Annotated in this window: 14 protein-coding genes and 1 tRNA gene; 9 read left to right on the top strand and 6 right to left on the bottom strand. The window is 65.4% G+C overall.

Going from position 1 to position 13393, the window contains the following annotated elements; translation table 11 throughout:
* Positions 1 to 81: 81 nt before the first annotated feature.
* From RA24_RS04450 to RA24_RS04490, 8 genes are all read left to right on the top strand, one after another.
* Positions 82 to 618 (top strand): YceD family protein, encoded by a 537-nt coding sequence (locus tag RA24_RS04450; protein ID WP_039145595.1) that lies wholly within the window; start codon positions 82 to 84, stop codon positions 616 to 618.
* 224 nt (positions 619 to 842) lie between these two features.
* The gene (rpmF, locus tag RA24_RS04455) at positions 843 to 1049 is read left to right on the top strand and encodes a 50S ribosomal protein L32 (protein ID WP_008558107.1); all 207 of its coding nucleotides are present in this window, start codon (positions 843 to 845) and stop codon (positions 1047 to 1049) included.
* Between the two features lie 37 nt (positions 1050 to 1086).
* Positions 1087 to 2199 carry a phosphate acyltransferase PlsX gene (gene plsX, locus RA24_RS04460; protein WP_039190147.1) on the top strand — a complete coding sequence of 371 codons (1113 nt, stop codon included), beginning with the start codon at positions 1087 to 1089 and terminating at the stop codon, positions 2197 to 2199.
* Between the two features lie 18 nt (positions 2200 to 2217).
* A complete protein-coding gene (locus RA24_RS04465) occupies positions 2218 to 3189 on the top strand; it encodes a beta-ketoacyl-ACP synthase III (RefSeq protein ID WP_019296536.1) in 972 nt (323 codons plus the stop codon).
* Between the two features lie 101 nt (positions 3190 to 3290).
* Positions 3291 to 3593: an integration host factor subunit alpha gene (gene ihfA / locus RA24_RS04470; RefSeq protein ID WP_008207184.1), complete on the top strand. Its 303-nt coding sequence runs from the start codon at positions 3291 to 3293 to the stop codon at positions 3591 to 3593.
* Positions 3594 to 3609: 16 nt separating this feature from the next.
* Positions 3610 to 5832: a MerR family transcriptional regulator gene (locus RA24_RS22720; RefSeq protein ID WP_052269531.1), complete on the top strand. Its 2223-nt coding sequence runs from the start codon at positions 3610 to 3612 to the stop codon at positions 5830 to 5832.
* Positions 5833 to 6022: 190 nt separating this feature from the next.
* Positions 6023 to 6099 (top strand) — tRNA-Pro (locus RA24_RS04485).
* 138 nt (positions 6100 to 6237) lie between these two features.
* A complete protein-coding gene (locus RA24_RS04490; protein ID WP_039190150.1) occupies positions 6238 to 7317 on the top strand; it encodes a 2'-deoxycytidine 5'-triphosphate deaminase in 1080 nt (359 codons plus the stop codon).
* Between the two features lie 151 nt (positions 7318 to 7468).
* On the opposite strand, the gene RA24_RS04495 is transcribed toward RA24_RS04490, so the two are convergent.
* Positions 7469 to 8029, bottom strand: coding sequence for an Lrp/AsnC family transcriptional regulator (locus RA24_RS04495; RefSeq protein ID WP_241480901.1), 561 nt, complete (start codon positions 8027 to 8029; stop codon positions 7469 to 7471).
* Between the two features lie 44 nt (positions 8030 to 8073).
* Between RA24_RS04495 and RA24_RS04500 the strand changes: the two genes are divergently transcribed.
* A complete protein-coding gene (locus tag RA24_RS04500) occupies positions 8074 to 9231 on the top strand; it encodes an MFS transporter (protein WP_052269532.1) in 1158 nt (385 codons plus the stop codon).
* Here RA24_RS04500 and RA24_RS04505 read toward each other — a convergent pair.
* The 5 genes from RA24_RS04505 to RA24_RS04525 all read right to left on the bottom strand — a co-directional run bounded on the left by RA24_RS04505 (position 9224) and on the right by RA24_RS04525 (position 13327).
* Entirely contained in the window at positions 9224 to 9421 is a 198-nt protein-coding gene (locus RA24_RS04505) for a hypothetical protein (RefSeq protein ID WP_039170658.1), read from the bottom strand. The genes RA24_RS04500 and RA24_RS04505 overlap by 8 nt on opposite strands.
* Before the next feature lie 82 nt (positions 9422 to 9503).
* Positions 9504 to 10181 (bottom strand): SMC-Scp complex subunit ScpB, encoded by a 678-nt coding sequence (gene scpB / locus RA24_RS04510; protein ID WP_019296542.1) that lies wholly within the window; start codon positions 10179 to 10181, stop codon positions 9504 to 9506.
* Entirely contained in the window at positions 10181 to 10975 is a 795-nt protein-coding gene (locus RA24_RS04515) for a segregation and condensation protein A (protein ID WP_039190157.1), read from the bottom strand. Before RA24_RS04515 ends, scpB begins: the two co-directional genes overlap by 1 nt.
* Positions 10968 to 11972 carry a beta-N-acetylhexosaminidase gene (nagZ, locus tag RA24_RS04520; RefSeq protein WP_039190159.1) on the bottom strand — a complete coding sequence of 335 codons (1005 nt, stop codon included), beginning with the start codon at positions 11970 to 11972 and terminating at the stop codon, positions 10968 to 10970. Before nagZ ends, RA24_RS04515 begins: the two co-directional genes overlap by 8 nt.
* 155 nt (positions 11973 to 12127) lie before the next feature.
* Positions 12128 to 13327 (bottom strand): SPOR domain-containing protein, encoded by a 1200-nt coding sequence (locus RA24_RS04525; protein ID WP_039190162.1) that lies wholly within the window; start codon positions 13325 to 13327, stop codon positions 12128 to 12130.
* Positions 13328 to 13393 lie beyond the last annotated feature (66 nt).

Raw genomic sequence — 13393 nt, forward strand, 5'->3', positions numbered from 1 at the left:
CCATGACCGGCGGCTTGAATACGTCTTTTAACCCGATTACCTAATGACCGCCTCCGGTTCAAGAAACGAAAGTCCCCGAATATGTCTGACAGCACCGCTTTGCGGGTCGCGGACCTGCCTCAGAACACCCCGACTGCCTTTGAAATCATCCCGGACAAGGACACCCTGACCGCGCTTGCGGCGGAAATGGGGGTGAACGCAGTGCGCAAACTGCGCTTCACCGGTGAAATCAAGGCGATGGGCAAGAAGGACTGGAAACTGACCGGCCGCCTGGGCGCCACCGTGGTGCAGGATTGCGTGGTGACGCTGGAGCCGGTCACCACCCGGATCGAGGAACAGGTGGAGATCACCTACCTAGCCCGCGTTGAGACCCCGGAAGGTGCCGAGGTCGAAATGCCCGAAGATGACAGCATCGAACCGCTGGGCACACACATCGACCCGGCTGCCGTGATGGCTGAGGCGCTGGCACTGCATATCCCCGCCTATCCGCGCAAGGACGGCGCAGAACTCGGCGAAGCCGTTTATGCCGAGGATGGCGTACAGCCGATGCGGGACGAGGACACCCGGCCTTTCGCGGGCCTTGCCGCGCTGCGCGGCCAGCTGAAAGATGAGGACTGAGGGCAGAATTTTTGCAGCGCAGAAAATCGCCTCTGGCGCCGCCCTTCTGCCTGCCGTAAAAAACAGCTTGCGCCAGCGGAGATTCGCAGTATTTTCGCGCGCTCATCGGAATTTTTGGTTGGACAATGCTTGGGCAGACGCCTAAACGCACGTCAGACTGATCGAACAGAATGCAATCGCGCCGCGGGGATGGCCCCAAGGCCCAAACAGACAAAGGTTGAGACATGGCCGTCCAACAGAACAAAGTATCCAAATCGCGCCGCAACAACCGCCGCGCGCACGATGCACTGGTTGCTGCGAACCCGAACGAATGCGGCAACTGCGGCGAGCTGAAGCGCCCGCACCACGTATGCCCCTCCTGCGGCCATTACGACGACAAGGAAATCGTCGCAGCGGCTGACGAGATCGAGATCGACGAGGACGCGGCGTAAGCCACGGACAGGATCCTGATGCCAGGCAGGCTTTCGCATGACGGGTAAACCCGATCAAAATCAGGCAAAAGCCGGCCGCATCACTATTTCTGTTGACGCCATGGGCGGAGACGCCGGCCCCGCAGTTGTGGTGGCCGGCATTGCCATGTCTGCAGAAAAGAACCCGGATATCGGGTTTATCCTGCACGGGCCCGCGGATCAGCTGACACCGCTGGTTGCCAAGAAGCGCGCCTTGAAAGGCCGCGTCGAGATCCGTGACGTCCGCGATGTGGTCACCATGGAGGATAAACCCTCCCAGGTGATGCGCAACGGCAAGGGCACCTCGATGTGGTCGGCCCTGGATGCGGTCAAGAACGGCGAGGCCTCGGGCGCCGTCTCCTGCGGCAACACCGGCGCGCTGATGGCGCTGTCGATGCTGCGCCTGCGCAAGCTGCCGGGCGTCAACCGGCCCGCCATTGCGATCCTCTGGCCCTCGCTGAACCCGCAAGGCTTCAACGTGATGCTGGATGTCGGCGCCGACGTGAAGGCGGATGCAGAGGATCTGCTGCAATTTGCCCTGATGGGCACGTCTTACGTGCGCAACTCGATGGACATCATCCGCCCCCGCGTGGGCTTGCTGAATGTCGGCACCGAAGAACACAAGGGCCGCGCCGAGTTGAAGGAGGCCTTCGGGCTTATCTCAGACCAAGCCGGGCAGGCGAATTACGAGTTTGTCGGCTTTGTCGAGGGCAGCGACATTCCCGGCGATATTGCCGATGTGATCGTGACCGATGGTTTCACCGGCAATGTGGCAATCAAGACCGGCGAAGGCACCGCCAGCCTGATGCGCACCGCATTGCGCGAGGCGTTCGGGTACTCGTTCCTGTCCAAGATTGCCGCGGTTCTGGCGATGACCTCGCTGAAACGGCTGTCCAAGCGGATGGACCCGCGCCGCGTCAACGGCGGCGTGTTCCTGGGCCTCAACGGCACGGTGGTGAAATCCCACGGCGGCGCTGATGCCACGGGCGTCTCCGCTGCAGTCAAGCTGGCGTTCCGGCTGGCACAGCACGGATTCGCCGAAAAGCTGGCCGCGCGGGTTGCATCTGCCGGCCTGCATACCCAAGATAATACTGCCCCCCGCGAGATGCGGGCGGCCACCGAAAAAGACTGAAAATAGGCAGGCAGACGGATGACGCGACGCGCGGTAGTTGTTGGCACAGGACACTATCTCCCCGAACGGGTGGTTGAAAACGCGGAATTCGAAGCCACGCTGGACACAACGGACGAATGGATCCGCAGCCGCTCCGGCATCGAACGCCGCCATTTTGCCGCTGAGGGAGAGACCACATCGGATATGGCCGCCAAGGCAGCTGAACGCGCTTTGGCGGACGCGGGCCTGACCGCGGATGATGTGGATGCCATTGTTGTGGCCACCTCCACCCCCGACCTCACCTTCCCTTCCGCCGCCACCATGGTGCAATCCAAGCTGGGCATGACAAAAGGCTTTGCCTTTGACGTGCAGGCGGTCTGCGCGGGCTTTGTCTATGCGCTCAGCAATGCCAGCGCTCTGATCGCTTCGGGCCAGGCAAACCGGGTGATGGTGATCGGCGCAGAGACCTTCAGCCGGATCATGGACTGGACCGACCGCGGCACCTGTGTGCTGTTCGGCGACGGTGCCGGGGCGCTGCTGCTGGAAGCGCAGGAACAGCCCGGCACCAATGCGGACCGCGGCATCCTGGCGACCGACCTCAACTCCGACGGCCGCTACAAGGACCTGCTGTACGTGGACGGCGGGGTGTCGACCCAGTCCACCGGCCATCTGCGGATGCAGGGCAATCAGGTGTTCCGCCACGCGGTCGAAAAACTCGCCTCCACCGCCAACACCGCGCTGGACCGTGCAGGCCTGTCTGCAGCGGATGTCGACTGGATCGTGCCGCATCAGGCCAACATCCGCATCATCCAGGGCACAGCCAAGAAAATGGGCCTCAGCATGGACAACGTGGTGGTTACCGTGCAGGATCACGGCAATACCTCCGCCGCCTCCATCCCGCTGGCCCTGTCGGTCGGCAAGGAACGCGGCCAGATCAAGGAAGGCGATCTGATCGTGACTGAGGCCATCGGCGGCGGCCTGGCCTGGGGAGCAGTTGTGCTGCGCTGGTAACCGCGCAGCTCTAATTTCCGCCCGAATACCCCGGTGCAATTCATTGATATTGACAGGGAAATTCCCTCCGCCCTATGCTTTGGCAAACAACGGGGATTGGTATGGGCGAAAAAACACTGACAAGAATGGATTTGAGTGAAGCTGTTTTCCGGGAAGTCGGCCTGTCGCGCAACGAAAGCGCACAGCTGGTAGAAAGCATGCTGCAGCATATGTCGGATGCCCTGGTGCGCGGTGAACAGGTTAAGATTTCCTCGTTCGGCACCTTCAGCGTAAGGGACAAGTCGGCCCGGGTCGGGCGCAACCCGAAGACGGGCGAAGAAGTGCCGATCCAGCCGCGCCGCGTGCTGACCTTCCGGCCCTCCCACCTGATGAAAGACCGCGTGGCAGACGGCAACCGTAAGTAACGGGACCAATTAAGCCATGTCGAAATCACCGGACGCCTTCCGCACCATCAGTGAAGTTGCGGATTGGCTGGACGTGCAGGCGCATGTTCTGCGCTTCTGGGAGAGCAAGTTCACCCAGGTAAAACCTGTAAAGCGCGCCGGCGGGCGGCGCTATTACCGGCCTGCGGACATGCAGCTGCTGGGCGGGATCAGGAAACTGCTGCACGTCGACGGATTGTCGATCAAGGAAGTGCAGGCACTGCTGCGCGAGCAGGGCGTGGCCCATGTCGCCAGCCTGTCGCATCCGCTGGACGGCGAGGAAGAGCCTGTTGTTGAGGCGCCGCCGCCCGCGGACAAGCTGGGCGATGACTGGGATCAGTCGCTGGAGCAAAGCGCCGAGGCCGCGTCCGAAGCCCCCCCCGAAGACAGCAATGTGGTTGGTTTCCCGCAAGCCTCCGGTGCAGACGCTGCCCCTCCGGCCTCCGCATCCGCGGAGCCAGCCCCCGCTTCCCCGCGGCCCGAAGCTGCCGCTGCGCCGCAAATGCAGATGGATCTGGCTCCACCCGCAGCGGGAGGCAGCACTGCCCCCTCCGGCGGGACGCCAGCGGCCCCTGCAGGGGAACCATCCGGCGCAGAGGCAGAACCGCCTGCAACCGCAGCAACAGGTTTGGACACTCAGGACGGCGCCCCGGAGGCACCCGAAACGCCCGCGCCTGCAACTTCCGCACCATTTGAGGATCAGCCTGAGCCATCGCAGCCAGCGTCTGAAGCAGCCCTGGAACCGCTGTCCGGTGCAGCGGACGCTGTGATGCCCGATGAGGCATCTGCATCTCAGGTTCAGACACAGGAAACCGCTGCGGCAGCCGCTCTGCATGAGGGTGATTCCGCCCCGGAACGGCCGGCCGAGCCCACCGGCCAGGCACCGCAGGATCTTTTTGCGGATCAGGCCGCCGCAGAGCCGGCCGCCATTGAAGAGAATTCGCCGGCCCCGGAGCTGACGGAGGCCGCCGCGGACCCTGAACCCGCGCCTGAAACGGCTGACGGCGCAGAGGAGCTGCAGGAAACCTTTGCAGACGCACCCGCTCCTGCGGAGGAAGCGCTTGCGGCCGCGCCGGAAGCCGCGGAAGCAACTTTGGAAACCGCGCCAGAGGCTGCCGCAGGGACCACCCCCGAATCTCAGCCCTCACCGCTGGAAGAGATCGCCCCCCTGACCGGACAGGAACATCTGCCCGAACCGGAGGAAGAGGCGGAAACCCTTTCCACAGAGGATCCTGCCGCGGCCGAGACACCACCTGCGGCTGCGCAACAGCTGCACGAGGATGCGCAGGAAACTGGCCAGGAAGTGGCAGCAGACCCAGCCCCCGATACGGCACCTGCTCCGCTGGAGGCTATCGCGCCGCTGAGCGGTCAGGAGCACCTGGACGTGGCGGAATCAGCCCCCGCTGAGGACCTGGCCGCGGAACCGCAAAACTTCGCGCAGGACAGCACTGCCGCCGGAGTGCCCGCAGCCGCCGGAGTGCCCGCAGCCGCCGGACTGTCTGCAGCAGAAGAAATGCAGGACGCCGTTCAGAACCCCGAAACGGATACCGCTTCCGCTGCGGCTGAGTTCACAGAGGAGGCTGCCCCCGCAGTTGAACCCGTGGCGGAGCCGGAGCCTCAGGCAGAGCCGGAGCCTCAGGCAGAGCCCGAGCCCGCAGAAGACACGCTGGTTGCAGCTGCAGGACTGCAGCCCGAGGAGCCGCTGGACTTCGCCGTTTCCGCAGAAGAGTCCGTGCAAGCAGCGCCAGAGCCGGAGGAAGATCAGCCCTCTGATCCCGCCGCAGCCTTCCCGCCGCATGATCTGGACGAAGCTGCCCGTCAGGTGGACGCGCTGGAATTCGCGACCGGCTTCAACGGCGGCGGGGACGACGCGCAGGACGACGGCGAAGCGGAGGTTCTTGCGGAAGCCGGACAAGATGCCCAGCCGGATGTGTTCGCGGAAGCAGAGCCGGATATGCAGGCAGATGCCCTGACCGATGCAGAGACGGAGCCTGCGCTGGCAGAGAGTGCGGAACAGCAGACAGAGGCACTAACGGAACCTGAACCGGCGGACATGTCCGAACAGCAGCCTGCGGCAGACGAAGAAGCCGCCGTCCCTGCCCCGGTGCAGCCCGGCATCCTGACGCTTCTGGCCGAAACCTGCAGCCTGCCGCCGCAGTCTTTGGCGGGCATTGCCGCCTGCGCCGATGAACTGCGCGCTTTTGTTCAGAACAGGCCCTGAAGCCGGAATTCGGCGCGAATTCCGGCCCGGAAATCACGTGATTTCCGAGCCGTTTCCCGCGCCGGGAAACGGATGCCGTCTGTGTCTGCCCCGGCAACTGCTTCTGGCTGCTGAATTTCTTTGCAGGGCCGCAAAAAATCTTGCTGCCCCCTCTTGCCCCTGCTGCGAAAACGGTTAGAAGGCTTTGCAACGGGCTATGGCGCAGCCTGGTAGCGCGTCCGTCTGGGGGACGGAAGGTCGCAGGTTCGAGTCCTGCTAGCCCGACCATATGAAAAACGCCCGGGTGTTCACGCACCCGGGCGTTTTCGTATCCAGCGCAAGGCTTTGCCGGTTGCGAACTGGGATTGCGAACCGGCCCCGTTTGGGCCAGCATCGCCGCAAAGCCGGCGCGGAGGGGGACAGGACATGACAGGCGTATTGCCCAGCCAGACCATCGAAACAATGCTGGAGCGCGGGGAGATCACCGTCAGCACGCCGCTGGTGGAGGGCCAGGTGCAGCCCGCCAGCCTTGATTTGCGCCTCGGCAATGTGGCCTACCGGGTGCGGGCCTCGTTCCTGGCGGGCCAGGGCCGCAGCGTTTCCGACCGGCTGACCGAGTTTGAGATGCACCGGATCGACCTGAGCAACGGCGCGGTGCTGGAAAAGGGCTGCGTCTACGTGGTGCCGCTGATGGAAGGGCTGGCGCTGCCGGATGATGTCTCTGCCGTCGCCAACGCCAAAAGCTCCACCGGGCGGCTGGACCTTTTGACCCGCACCATCACCGATGGCGGTGAGGAGTTTGACCGCATCAAGCCCGGCTACACCGGCCCGCTTTACGCAGAAATCTGCCCCCGCTCCTTTTCGGTGCTGGTGCGCCCCGGCATGCGACTCAACCAAATCCGGTTCCGCACTGGCCAGGCGGTGCTGTCGGACGCGGAGCTGAAGATGCTGCACGCCGGCTCGCCGCTGGTGGATGGCGAGGCTGTGATCGAGGACGGCCTTGGCTTCTCCGTCGATCTGAAGCTGCCCGGCACCGATCTGGTCGGCTACCGCGCTAAACCGCACACCGGCGTGATCGACCTGGACCGGATCGGCGAATACGATCCGCAGGAATACTGGGAAGAGGTGCGCACCAGGGACGGCCGCATCATCCTGGACCCCGGTGCGTTTTACATCCTGGTCAGCCGCGAGGCGGTGCATATCCCGCCCGCCTATGCGGCGGAGATGGCCCCCTATCTGGCGATGGTCGGTGAATTCCGGGTGCATTACGCCGGTTTCTTCGACCCCGGGTTCGGCCATGACGCCGCCGGCGGCACCGGCTCCCGCGGGGTGCTGGAAGTGCGCTGCCACGAGGCGCCGTTTGTGCTGGAGCACGGCCAAGTGGTTGGCCGCCTGGTCTATGAGAAGATGGCCGAGGTGCCGGAGCAGCTCTATGGTGCGGGCATTGCCTCCAACTATCAGGGCCAGGGGCTGAAACTGTCGAAGCATTTCAAGACGCCGGAGTAATCATCTGCAGCTAACGGCTGCGCCCGGCCCGGCGGGGCAGGAAGCGAAGCGCTCGCCCGTTTTGCCGGAGGCAAACCTCCGGTTTGACGGGGGCCGGACGGGCGCTGCCCGGCCTTCGGCCAGGCGATAGATCCGTTACTTCACCGCGCCCTCAACGCTTGATATATAAATCCTCTTCCAGCTCCGCGCTGACCCCGGCCTGCACGGTGCGCTCCAGATGGGTGGAGAGCGTCATATAGGTGCGGGTTCCGCGCACCCCCTCGACGTCATAGATGCGGGCCAAGAGCCCCTCCAGCGCATGCGGAGACGCCACCCGCACCTTGAGGATCAGGCAGGTGTCGCCGGTGGCAGTGTGAATCTCCTCCACCTCCGGCCAGGCCTCCAGCGACATCAGTTCCGCCGTCTTGCCCCAGCCGACCGTGTCCACATGGATGAAGGCCAGCATCGGCTTGCCCACAGCAGGCCCGTCCAGCTGCGCCACCGTCGCCCGGATCGCGCCAGAGGCCCTGAGCCGCTTCACCCGCTCATGCACTGCGGGCGCCGAGAGGCCCACTTCCTGGCCGATGGCGGCGTAGGAGAGCGTCGCATCGACGCTCAGCGCGCCTAATATTTTTCGGTCCAAAGCGTCGAGAACACGGGCAGCGCCGCCGTTCCTCCGAACCTCATCTGTTTTTTCCCTGACCATTTCCGCCCGCCCTTCACAGAACATCATTCAGTACTTAGCAAAGATACCTGAACATTCTTCAAGGTAAACCCATGCGAACCCCGATTCTGATCCTGATGAGCGCCATTGGCGTAATTGGCGCGAACTCCCTACTGCTGTCGCCGGTGGTGACGGCGGTCAGCCAGACGCTGAATGCCACCACGGCAGAGGTGATGCGGGCCGCCAGCGCCTATGGGCTGGGGGTTGCGGCGGCGGCGCTGCTGCTCGCACCGCTCGGAGACCGGATCGGCGCCGGGCGGCTGATGCGTGCCGCGCTCTTGCTGCTTGGGGCCGGGCTGGGCGCCAGCGCCGCAGCACCGGATGTCTGGACACTGATGGCCGCGCAGGCGGTCTGCGGGCTGGCGGCGGGGGCCGCCCTGCCCTCGATCTACACGCTGGCAATGGTGATAGCCCCCAAGGGACGCGAGGCGCGGGTGCTGGGCTATGTGCTGGCGGGCTGGACGGTGTCGATGGTGCTGGGTGTCAGCGTCAGCGCCTGGGCCACCGATCTCGCGGGCTGGCGCGCGGTCTATGGCACGCTGGCGGGCGTGGCGCTGCTGCTGTGGGGCGCTTCGGCCCAAATGCGCGCCGCGGGCAGCCCCAGCGGCCAGGCCACTTCGCCATTGACAGCACTGCGGGTGACGGGGATCGCACGCGGCCTGCTGGCAACCGCGCTTCTGATGATGGGGTTTTACAGCAGCTATTTCTTCACTGGCGCCCATATCACCCAAGCGCTTGGCCTCAGCACCACGCAGGCGGGCCTGTTGCCGCTGTTCTACGGCATCGGCTTTGGCCTCGCGGTGCTGCTGGATCCTCTGCTGGACCGGCTGGGACTGGCCCGCGCCACTGCGCCGGTGCTGCTGGCGGTCACAGCCAGCTACCTGCTGATGATGGCGGTGGCACCGCAATACCTGCTACTCTTGGGGGCGGCCCTGGTCTGGGGCATGTTCCAGCATCTTGCCCTCAACCTGCTGGTGGCGCGCCTTACGGCGCTGGAGCCTGCGCAGCGCGGTGCCATCATGGGGCTGTACAGCACCGTCACCTATCTCTGCGTCTTTGCGGCGCCTTTTGCGGGCGGGCTGCTGTTCGCAGGATGGGGTTTGGCGGGCTGCCTGGGGCTATCGGCCTTCCTAGCGCTCAGCGGCGCGGCTGAGGCGCTTAGCCTCCGGCGAAAGCCCGGCGGTGCGCTGCCTGCCGGTTCCGCTACTTGACCTTGGGAATGCGTGACCTTGCATTGCGGAATTTGCGCTGCGGGCTGGGGCCGGCTCCGAACCCCGGTGCCGGCCCTTTGCTCTTGCCGAGCCGCTGCGCACCGTGTTGCGCCGCGCGGCGCAGCCCGGCATTAACCACGCGCCCGATCAGGCGGCGCAGCACCATGCGGATAATCCAGTTCGCATTCATGGCCTCAGTCCTCTGCCTTCGCTTGCCTGCCACCGTAGAAGAGTAATGCGGCAATTTCCGGGCGCTCGAGGCCACGGAGGCGTCACTCCTCGAACAGTTCCGCCTGTTCTTCCGCCTCGTCGTCCTCGTCGCCGCCCTGCCCCAGCGGCAGGCTGCCCGGCGGCGGCCGGTTCTCCAAGAGGCCCGCGGCACGCAGTTCCTTGAGGCCCGGCAGGTCGCGGGCGCTTTCCAGTCCGAAATGGTCCAGGAAATCCGGCGTCACCACAAAGGTCACCGGCCGACCCGGTGTCATCCGGCGGCGGCCGAGGCGGATCCAGTCCATTTCCATCAGCTGGTCGATGGTGCCGCGCGACACCGACACACCGCGGATTTCCTCGATCTCCGTCCGTGTCACCGGCTGGTGATAGGCGACAATGGCCAGGGTTTCGATCGCGGCGCGGCTCAGCTTGCGCAGCTCGGTAGTTTCCTTCTGCATCAGGAAGCCAAGGTCCGGAGCGGTGCGGATCGCCCAGGCATCACCCAGGCGCACGACGCGCACACCACGCCCCTCATAGCGCTTGCGCAGATGCTCCAGCGCCTCGCGCGGGTTGCAGCCGGGCGGCATGCGGCCTTCCAGGTCGCGTAAGGTAACGGGCTCGGCGCTGGCAAACAGCACCGCCTCCACCATCCGCTCCTGCTCTGCCATGGGCGGTGCGTCAAACAGGGTGTCGTTCTCGGTCCGGCCAGAGCTGCTGGCCGCGTCCATGATCTGATCTTCCATCAGGTATCCTCGTCGAGGCTGCGCAGCTGAATGGGCGCAAATGTTTCGCTCTGCCGCAGCTCTGCCTTGCCTTCCTTGACCAGCTGCAGCGAGGCGGCAAAGGTCGCCGCAGTCGCTGAACGGCGCTTGACCGGATCGCTGTGCCATCCGTCCGGCAGATAGCTGATCAGGTCGGTCCAGTCGCCAGTGAAACCCAGCAAATGCCGCATGCGGTCAAGCGCTTCCTCCATGGTGAAGACCGAGTCGCGGTCCATCACGAAGGGGCGGAAATCCTCCTTGGTGCGGATGCGGGCATAGGCCTGCATCAGATCCAGGAGGTTGGCGGTATAGGTCACGGTCTTGATCCGGGCGACGCTCTCTTCCTCGCCGCGGGCAAAGAAGTCGCGGCCCAGCCTGTCGCGCCCCATCAGCCGTGCGGCGGCGTCGCGCATTGCTTGCAGACGTTCGAGCTGAAATGCCAGGTGGGCGGCCAGTTCCTCACCGGACGGCCCCTCTTCTTCCGGGTCCGGCGGCAGCAGCAGGCGGGATTTCAAGAACGCCAGCCAGGCCGCCATCACCAGATAATCGGCGGCCAGCTCAATGCGCAGTTCCTTGGCCTTCTCGACAAAAGCCAGGTACTGTTTTGCCAGCTCCAGCACCGAGATCTTGCGCAAATCGACTTTCTGCGTGCGCGACAGCGTCAGCAGCAGGTCGAGCGGGCCTTCGAACCCGTCCACGTCCACGATCAGGGCCTCGGCCGCCAGCCGTTCCTCTACGCTCGTGTCCGCTTCTGAAAAAAGTGTCTGCTCAGCCATACACCTGCCCGCCCATGAGGGCGGCAAGTTCTCTTTCAGCGCTCATAATGTCAAGGGCAACAGGCGCGCGGCGGGCCTCCAGCGCGCGCTCTGCGCGGGTCTGTGCCGCTTCGCTCATGGTGCCTGCGGCCTCAGCCACGGCGATCCGTTCCTCCAGCGAGGCATTGCACAGCAGCACCACATCGCAGCCTGCCTCGATCGAGGCGTGGGCGTTGCCGGCCAGCGAGCCCTGCAGCGCCTTCATCGAGATATCGTCGGTCATAATCAGCCCGTCAAAGCCGATGCGTTCCCGAATGAGCCGCATCATCACCGGCGAGGTTGTGGCCGGGCGGTCGTCATAGGCGTCATAGACCAGATGCGCGGTCATCCCCAGCGGCAGGTCATTGAGTGCCGCAAAGGCGGCAAAATCGCCTTCCTCCAGCATTTCCGGGTGGCTGGCCACATGCGGCAGGTCCAGGTGGCTGTCGGCGGTGGCGCGGCCGTGGCCGGGGATGTGTTTCAGCACCGGCAGCACACCGCCGTCCAGATGCGCGGTGGCCACCGCACGGGCAATCCGCGCCACGGTTGCGGCACTGGTGCCATAACACCGGTTGCGCAGGAATTCGTGAGTCTCCGCATAGGCGATGTCAGCGATCGGGGCGCAATTGCTGTCGATGCCCAGGGTGTGCAGCTCATGCGCAATCAGACGGTAGCGCAGATACATGGCACGGACGGCGTCCTCGCCGGCCAGCTGCACATGCTCCAGCGGCGGGCGCCAGTTGCGCGCCAGCGGCTTGTGCAGCCTCTGCACCCGGCCGCCCTCCTGATCGATGGTGATCGGGCAATTGCGGCCCACCGCCTCGCGGAAGTCGTTGCACAGGGCCTGGATCTGCTCAACGTCTTCCAGATTGCGGGCAAACAGGATGAAGCCGAAGGGATCCGCATCACGGAAGAACGCCTTTTCATCTGCACTCAGCCGCAGGCCCTCGGCATCAAGGATCGTGGCTCCGTAGGTCATGATTGCCCCCTGGTGTTCGCGCTCCCCCAGTCAGTGACAAAAAGGGCTGCGCCCGGCCCGGCGGGGAGGGTGCAAAGCGCCCGCCCCGTGGGGGGCGGGACGGGCGCTGCCCGGCCTCGCGGGCCGGGCGGAACACTAGTCTGCCATCTGTACTGTTACCGGGTGGTTACCGGAATGCAATCGGCATTGCCTGCAACCAGCGCCGAGCAGAACCTGCGCGCATCCGACAGCCCGTCAAAGCCCATCGCCCGCAGCCGGTAGAAGGTGCGGCCGCCGCTTTCGGCGCGCTGGATCACCCGCTGCTTGGTTTCCAGATACTCCGGGAAACGGGCGCTGATGCGGTCCCATTCGGCGCGCGCCACCTCGGGGCTTTCATAGGCGCCCAGCTGCGCCAGACGGGTGCCGGCCGCCAGGGTTGCCGGGTCCACATCCACGGTTCCGGCACGCGCTGCCGGCGCGGCAGCGGCCGGAGCCGGGCTGAACCGTGCGGGCCGGGCCGAGGGCCGCAGCGAGACCTTGACGCCGGGCGCATTCAGCAGCGCCGGAGAAACCGTGGCAGCGGCCAGCGCAGGCTGCAGCGGTTCCGGCTGCACAATTGCAGGCGCCGCCGCCGAGGCAGGCACCGCCGCGGAAACATCCTCGGCCTCGCGCGCAAGCTCCGCCACCAGCGCATCGATATCGCCGTTCTGAAAGGACGCCACTGCCTCCTCGCTGACACCTGTCTCGGCGCCAAGGGCTGCTGGGGCCTCCGGTTCTGCCGGGGCGGCGGGCACGTCCGCAACCGGCGCGGCCTCTGCCGCCAGTTCCGGCAGCGGTTTGTCGTCTTCTGTAAGTTCAATCGCAGAGGGCGCCAGGGTCAGCCGGTCGGCGGGCGCCTCGGCGCTGCCGCGGGCGGCCACTGCGTTCACGGCCAGCCCCTGATGGTCGGCTTGGCTGCCACCCGGGTTTGCGGGCTGTTCACGCATCGGGCCTTCGGCGGCACGCACCACCGGCACACCGCTGACGTCGCGCATCACCAGCTTGTAGCCCCAGAAGCCGACGCCCGCGACCAGCGCGATGGAGGCCACCGCGCCCAGAATGCTCAAGGATTTGGAAAACCGCGCCCGCAGCCCCGCAGGCGCCGCGGCATAGGCCGCGTACTCATCCGCGCCGTAGCCCTGCCCCTCTGACTGATAGCCATAGGCCGGGTCTTCATAGCCATAGGCTGGTTCAGCGCCAGGCCCGGTATACTGCTGCCCTGCATAGGTCTGATCGGAGTACTGCTGCCCGTAAGAGCCGCCAGCTGCGGTGTCCTGCTGCCGGCCATCGCCCTGTGAATAGGCGTGGCCCTGGCCCGCCTGCGCAAAATACGCCATTGTCCGCCTCACTGCCCGGTTCGGCAGCACCTAAGGTGGTGCTGCGCCCCAAGTCTCTTGAACTGC

This window comes from Leisingera sp. ANG-M6, assembly GCF_000813905.1.
GTDB lineage: Bacteria > Pseudomonadota > Alphaproteobacteria > Rhodobacterales > Rhodobacteraceae > Leisingera.

What these genes read in the sequence shown, in the direction of transcription:
- RA24_RS04450 (WP_039145595.1), top strand. Translation starts at nt 82, where the DNA reads ATGTCTGACAGCACCGCTTTGCGGGTCGCGGACCTGCCTCAGAACACC.
- rpmF (WP_008558107.1), top strand. Translation starts at nt 843, where the DNA reads ATGGCCGTCCAACAGAACAAAGTATCCAAATCGCGCCGCAACAACCGC.
- plsX (WP_039190147.1), top strand. Translation starts at nt 1,087, where the DNA reads ATGACGGGTAAACCCGATCAAAATCAGGCAAAAGCCGGCCGCATCACT.
- RA24_RS04465 (WP_019296536.1), top strand. Translation starts at nt 2,218, where the DNA reads ATGACGCGACGCGCGGTAGTTGTTGGCACAGGACACTATCTCCCCGAA.
- ihfA (WP_008207184.1), top strand. Translation starts at nt 3,291, where the DNA reads ATGGGCGAAAAAACACTGACAAGAATGGATTTGAGTGAAGCTGTTTTC.
- RA24_RS22720 (WP_052269531.1), top strand. Translation starts at nt 3,610, where the DNA reads ATGTCGAAATCACCGGACGCCTTCCGCACCATCAGTGAAGTTGCGGAT.
- RA24_RS04490 (WP_039190150.1), top strand. Translation starts at nt 6,238, where the DNA reads ATGACAGGCGTATTGCCCAGCCAGACCATCGAAACAATGCTGGAGCGC.
- RA24_RS04495 (WP_241480901.1), bottom strand. Translation starts at nt 8,029, where the DNA reads ATGATGTTCTGTGAAGGGCGGGCGGAAATGGTCAGGGAAAAAACAGAT.
- RA24_RS04500 (WP_052269532.1), top strand. Translation starts at nt 8,074, where the DNA reads ATGCGAACCCCGATTCTGATCCTGATGAGCGCCATTGGCGTAATTGGC.
- RA24_RS04505 (WP_039170658.1), bottom strand. Translation starts at nt 9,421, where the DNA reads ATGAATGCGAACTGGATTATCCGCATGGTGCTGCGCCGCCTGATCGGG.
- scpB (WP_019296542.1), bottom strand. Translation starts at nt 10,181, where the DNA reads ATGGAAGATCAGATCATGGACGCGGCCAGCAGCTCTGGCCGGACCGAG.
- RA24_RS04515 (WP_039190157.1), bottom strand. Translation starts at nt 10,975, where the DNA reads ATGGCTGAGCAGACACTTTTTTCAGAAGCGGACACGAGCGTAGAGGAA.
- nagZ (WP_039190159.1), bottom strand. Translation starts at nt 11,972, where the DNA reads ATGACCTACGGAGCCACGATCCTTGATGCCGAGGGCCTGCGGCTGAGT.
- RA24_RS04525 (WP_039190162.1), bottom strand. Translation starts at nt 13,327, where the DNA reads ATGGCGTATTTTGCGCAGGCGGGCCAGGGCCACGCCTATTCACAGGGC.